The sequence below is a fragment of the Synechococcus sp. CS-205 genome (genome assembly GCF_025128255.1).
GTDB lineage: Bacteria > Cyanobacteriota > Cyanobacteriia > PCC-6307 > Cyanobiaceae > Regnicoccus_A.
The window spans coordinates 1-4,352 of record NZ_JAHLZB010000002.1 but is presented as its reverse complement, the minus strand read 5'-3'; the positions used below and the strand labels follow the sequence as shown (position 1 = coordinate 4,352).

Genomic DNA, 4,352 nt, shown 5'->3' with positions numbered 1-4,352 from the left:
CTAGTTGTGGAAAGGTTTCCGGCATCCGATGCCTCCTCTATTTGCCTGTACCAGTTGCGGCGTTCAGATCGAACGCTCAGCCCGCAGCTACGTCCAACAAAAGGGGCGGGTGCTCTGCTCCACCTGCAGGGACAGGCTCGACAACGCCACGCCTCAGCCACCCCAGGCGATCCCGGATCAACCAGCTCAGCAACAGCGTCCAGACGCCTGAACCAACCATCTGCAGAACCAGGAGGTTCGCTCGCTCGGGCGCAAACAGCCGCAAGGGAGCATGGGGGCTTGTGATCGCCCGCCCCCGCTGGCATCAACCGCTGCAGCTGGCCCGGGCACTGGCGATCGCGGCTTCGCCACGCCTGTGGATCTCGCGGGCGTAGTCGGTCCAGGTGCCCTGGCCCCAGTAGCGGAAACAGCTGGTTTCCAGCAGGAGCAGGTGGAGCAGGGCCTGCTGATAGCGGGGGGTCCGGGTCACTCCGGGATCCTGGGCCACCAGGGGATCGAACACCTGGTGAAAACGGGCGCTGAGGGCGTTCATCGGCTCCAGCACGTTGGCGTAGCCCTCCACCCAGCTGAGGTCGTTGGTCCAGGAGGCGCCGGCCATCGAGAAGGAGGGATCGCTGGCCTGAAGGTCGGCGATGGCCGCTGCGGTGGCGTCTGGGGTGGCGTCTGGGGTGGCTTCCGGGGAGGGCAGGCTGCCGAGCCGTTGCCACAGTTTGTGTTGGTGGACCGCCTGAATCCTCAGAAAATCCCTTGAATCCACACCGGAAGATTCCAGCAACTCAAGATATTCCGTGCCGTTGATCGCCACTGTTCCCGGATCATCCCCCTTGGCAGCGATGGTGTGATGGGCCTGGATGAAGGCCGGCGGGAACTCGTTCATCATCACGCCGCCGTTTTCGCCGTCGGCAATCTGGGAGACGAGCGATGGAACCGTGACGGCACCCAGTGGTTGCCGAGCGAGGCCAAGAGCTTCGTGATAGGGCTGCATCTGGCCCACCAACTTGGTGTCGGAGCCCTGGGTTTTGATCAGCGTTGTGATCGTGGCCGTGTCACCGCGGGAGCTGCGTGCCACCAGCTGGTTGGGGACGACTTTCTGCTCCTGGCTGAGGCCCGAACCATCCAGATTTTCAACGCTGTGTTCCTGCACCAGCAGCCAGCGGTAGCCACACTCCCTGAGGGCCTTCACGAAGGCATAAAGCGTGTCGGGGTGGTTGGGCAGGTGCATCTCCGGGGGTGAGAATCCCTTGACCCGTTGCAGCGCCTCATGGCCGAAGAGGGCTGCGAACTGGTGCTGCCAGGCCAGGATCTGCAGCTTCAGGTCGGGGATGGGCGTGGAGGGCGCCACGGCATGGCTCCAGAAGGTGCCGAGCCATTCCACATGGGGTTGGAGGCTGGGATCGCAGGCGAGTGATTGAAGGGCCTCAAGGATGTCGTGGCGGCCCATCTGCTGGATTCCCCAGAGCAGATTTCCCGAATAATCGAGCATGATCCGAGGGTTGCAGCCTTCCTGTATCAGCTGGGGAATGATGTCAGCCAGGCGCCTGTAGCAGCGGGCAAAGGGTTCGGCGTTGTGGTTGTCGCCCTCGCCAGGGTGCTCCAGCATGTATTGCAGATGGGAGATGAGGGCACCATTCACCCCGGCTGGAATCGTGGGCTGGTGCATGTGGAGCGCGCAGGCAAAGCCTGAGCGAATCCGCTCCAGGTTCAGATTGGTGTGCGGCAGTGCCACGGGGCCGGGCTGCTGAACCAGGGCGAGGATCTCGGCTTCCAAGCCGGCGATCGGCGGCAGGGCGTGGCTGCTCATGTCTGAATCCATGGGCCCATCATCGCGGCCGCTTCGGGCTGCTGGCTGGCGCCTGTGCAGTCTTTGTCACTGACGAGATCGGAGCTTCCGGCGAGATACTCCTAAGGTTTGATCCCTTGATTGCTCGTCCGGTGCGCACTCGTCCCCTCGCTCTGACCGCCGTACTCCTTGCCCTGCCTGTGCTGAGCCCTGGCCCAGCACAGGCTCAGAAGCGGATTCCCAAACTGCCGGGATATGACCAGTGTCCGCTTGGTTATGTGAATGACCTGAAGCAGCATTGCAATTCACCCATCTATTACGAGGTGAAGCCCACCTACGGAAAGCCCTGTGATTCGGGATGGATGAACATCGGGGCGGGCTACTGCAAGAAAAAGACCCTGGGAATTTTCTGATCCGCCGGCAAGGTGCCAGGCCTGGCTGGCACAACGTGGCCGCTTTGCATTGCTCGCTGACCTGTGGGGCGCCGTGGCGTCCGCGAGGATTATGAAAGTGCAGATGGGAGCCGCGCTGACGAACCACATCGAAGCCCAGTTTCCGAAGGATGTCCGCCACCTCAGAGGACTTGAGGACGGGGGTTGAGCCCACGCTCAGGCCGGCACCACGATCTGCTGCAGGCCCACGAAGTCGCTCCCCATGGCCGGCTCGCCGTCCTCCAGGAGCATGGTGATCACCTCCTGGAGGTTGGCCTGCAGCTCATCAAGGGTCTCCCCCTGGCTGTGAGCGCCGGGGAAGCCAGGGACGTAGCCCACAAGCAGGCCCGTGTCCGCGCAGCGCTCGATCACGGCGGAAAAGGTACGCACAGCCTCTGCTGACTTCCTTGGATTCATCGTAGGCAACCCGCCAAGTCTGTCCAAAGGGGTGACAAAGGGCATGGCATCGCCGCAGGGCTTCTGCCCCGCAAGTGCCACCCCCTGTCACACCCGCCAGGATGCCCCCATGCCCCCACCCCCCTCCGCCACCTACGAGCGCCTGCGGCACACCATCGCCAAGCAGATGTGCATGAGCCCCATCGACTAACCGCTGATGCTCATGGAACTGCTGGGCCACTGATTTGCCAGGCAACAGCCAGCCCCGCCCCTGCACAGGACGTGGCCCGGCGGATCCTGGGAAGCGCATGGTGGGCCGGGTGCTCACCGGCAATGGCATCACCGCCTACGGCAACGGCGCCTACAGCCTGATCGGCGGCGACGAGCTGAGCGACGCCGAGCGCGACGCGCTGCAGCAGCTGTGCCGCCAGCGCCTCGATGCCTTCCGCGAGCAGCGCGGCGAAGAGGTGGTTTGTTTGTTGAGAAGCCTGCGGCTTCGGCCACCGCAGCCGCCACAGCACCCCGATCAGCGGTTCGGTGAAAGTCCGGGCTGGGTTTGCCTGTGATCAGCAGCTGAACAGCTGGGAATGGCTCTGCGAAACGCTATTGCCGCACCAACCGCCATCAGAGCTCAGCCTCAACCACTTGGTCCAATTGGTCAGCCAGGGCTGGAATGCTCTCGGAAACAATCCGCCAGATAGTGTCTTCTTCCAGGCCGAAGTAGGCATGCGCCAAAACATCGCGGAGGCCAGCAATGCGTCGCCAAGGAACCTGGGAATGCCGCTCACGAACAGCCAGTGGGATCTGCTTCGCCGCTTCACCCAGCACCTCCAGGTTGCGGAGTACGGCGTCAACCAACATCTCGTCCGCAGGAAAGTGCTGTTGGGTGAGCCCCTGGCTGTAAAAGAACAGCGACCAATTGCGGGCACTCCCCCCTTCAGGCAAGCGGAATGGCCTCCTGCTCGATCCGCTGCCGCAGTTCAGGGCGAAGACCGCGGCGCGTCACCAGGTCCACCCAGGCGCTGAGCAGGTCTTCCAGGGCCAGCTTGAGGTCCATGTACTGCTCGAAGCTGGGGCTGGAGGGGAACTCCACCAGCAGGTCCACGTCGCTCTGCAGCCCTGCCGCCCCGTGGATCACAGGGCCGAAAACGCGAAGATCCTGGCCACCGTGGGCGGCTGTGAGCGCGAGCAGCTCGGGGGCCATCTGCCTGAGCCGCTGAAGAGTGGGTGGCGTGCTTGGACCCATGGCTCCCATTCTGCTGCCAGCGGCGGGGATCCTGACGGCCGTACCCGCGCTGGGTTTCCAGCAGATCCTCCACCGCCTCCGGCAGGAAGCGAACCGCGGGCATGGTCATCCGATGCCGAGCTGGCTCCGCACCTCATCCCAGGGCACAGCCGCTTCGGGGTTGTCGCGATGGGTCGCCCAGCGCCGGTCGAGCTCGGCGCAGAGGGCAGGGTCCACCGGCAGCGCCCCATCTCGGAACTGGTCATCGAGGCTGTCCCAGAGGGCGATCGCGAGTGCCAGCCGCTCATTCAGGGGCAGTTGCAGCAGGTCAGACATGGGCGTCATCGCCACTCCTCCCGGCAAGAAGTCCACCGTAAGCGCGGTCGAAGCCGGGCAATGGGACTGGAGAGATGGATGCCCATGAGCCAGGTGGTCAAGCGGGTCATCGGCGCCGAGTTCACTGACGTTCAATGCCGAACAACCAATGCCTTCCGACTCAGCTCGATGAGGACATGGGTTT

Annotated in this window: 8 protein-coding genes and 1 pseudogene; 3 read left to right on the top strand and 6 right to left on the bottom strand. The window is 63.8% G+C overall.

Features of this window, described 5'->3' with window-relative positions:
• Positions 1-304 precede the first annotated feature (304 nt).
• Positions 305-1,801 carry a glycosyl hydrolase family 57 gene (locus KQ297_RS00110; protein ID WP_259737630.1) on the bottom strand — a complete coding sequence of 499 codons (1,497 nt, stop codon included), beginning with the start codon at positions 1,799-1,801 and terminating at the stop codon, positions 305-307.
• 152 nt (positions 1,802-1,953) lie between these two features.
• Between KQ297_RS00110 and KQ297_RS00105 the strand changes: the two genes are divergently transcribed.
• The gene (locus tag KQ297_RS00105) at positions 1,954-2,193 is read left to right on the top strand and encodes a hypothetical protein (protein WP_399250882.1); all 240 of its coding nucleotides are present in this window, start codon (positions 1,954-1,956) and stop codon (positions 2,191-2,193) included.
• Positions 2,194-2,281: 88 nt separating this feature from the next.
• Here the strand turns inward: KQ297_RS00105 and KQ297_RS00100 are convergent.
• Both KQ297_RS00100 and KQ297_RS00095 read right to left on the bottom strand, forming a co-directional pair.
• Positions 2,282-2,353: pseudogene (locus KQ297_RS00100) on the bottom strand (type II toxin-antitoxin system HicA family toxin); the annotation flags it as partial.
• 35 nt (positions 2,354-2,388) lie between these two features.
• A complete protein-coding gene (locus tag KQ297_RS00095; protein WP_259737629.1) occupies positions 2,389-2,601 on the bottom strand; it encodes a type II toxin-antitoxin system HicB family antitoxin in 213 nt (70 codons plus the stop codon).
• 70 nt (positions 2,602-2,671) lie between these two features.
• Between KQ297_RS00095 and KQ297_RS00090 the strand changes: the two genes are divergently transcribed.
• Entirely contained in the window at positions 2,672-2,818 is a 147-nt protein-coding gene (locus KQ297_RS00090; RefSeq protein WP_259737628.1) for a hypothetical protein, read from the top strand.
• 34 nt (positions 2,819-2,852) lie between these two features.
• Positions 2,853-3,173 carry a hypothetical protein gene (locus tag KQ297_RS00085; RefSeq protein ID WP_259737627.1) on the top strand — a complete coding sequence of 107 codons (321 nt, stop codon included), beginning with the start codon at positions 2,853-2,855 and terminating at the stop codon, positions 3,171-3,173.
• 58 nt (positions 3,174-3,231) lie between these two features.
• Here KQ297_RS00085 and KQ297_RS00080 read toward each other — a convergent pair whose 3' ends face one another.
• The 3 genes from KQ297_RS00080 to KQ297_RS00070 all read right to left on the bottom strand — a co-directional run bounded on the left by KQ297_RS00080 (position 3,232) and on the right by KQ297_RS00070 (position 4,177).
• Complete coding sequence (locus KQ297_RS00080; protein WP_259737626.1) at positions 3,232-3,552, bottom strand: DUF86 domain-containing protein; 321 nt, start codon at positions 3,550-3,552, stop codon at positions 3,232-3,234.
• Positions 3,545-3,853 carry a nucleotidyltransferase family protein gene (locus KQ297_RS00075; RefSeq protein ID WP_259737625.1) on the bottom strand — a complete coding sequence of 103 codons (309 nt, stop codon included), beginning with the start codon at positions 3,851-3,853 and terminating at the stop codon, positions 3,545-3,547. The genes KQ297_RS00080 and KQ297_RS00075 overlap by 8 nt, the downstream gene beginning before the upstream one ends.
• A 105-nt stretch (positions 3,854-3,958) precedes the next feature.
• Entirely contained in the window at positions 3,959-4,177 is a 219-nt protein-coding gene (locus tag KQ297_RS00070; RefSeq protein ID WP_259737624.1) for an addiction module protein, read from the bottom strand.
• Positions 4,178-4,352: the final 175 nt, after the last annotated feature.

Bases quoted from the DNA above. Each gene is read 5' to 3' on its own strand.
- KQ297_RS00110 (WP_259737630.1), bottom strand. From the start codon at position 1,801: ATGAGCAGCCACGCCCTGCCGCCGATCGCCGGCTTGGAAGCCGAGATC.
- KQ297_RS00090 (WP_259737628.1), top strand. From the start codon at position 2,672: ATGGCATCGCCGCAGGGCTTCTGCCCCGCAAGTGCCACCCCCTGTCAC.
- KQ297_RS00075 (WP_259737625.1), bottom strand. From the start codon at position 3,853: ATGGGTCCAAGCACGCCACCCACTCTTCAGCGGCTCAGGCAGATGGCC.
- KQ297_RS00070 (WP_259737624.1), bottom strand. From the start codon at position 4,177: ATGACGCCCATGTCTGACCTGCTGCAACTGCCCCTGAATGAGCGGCTG.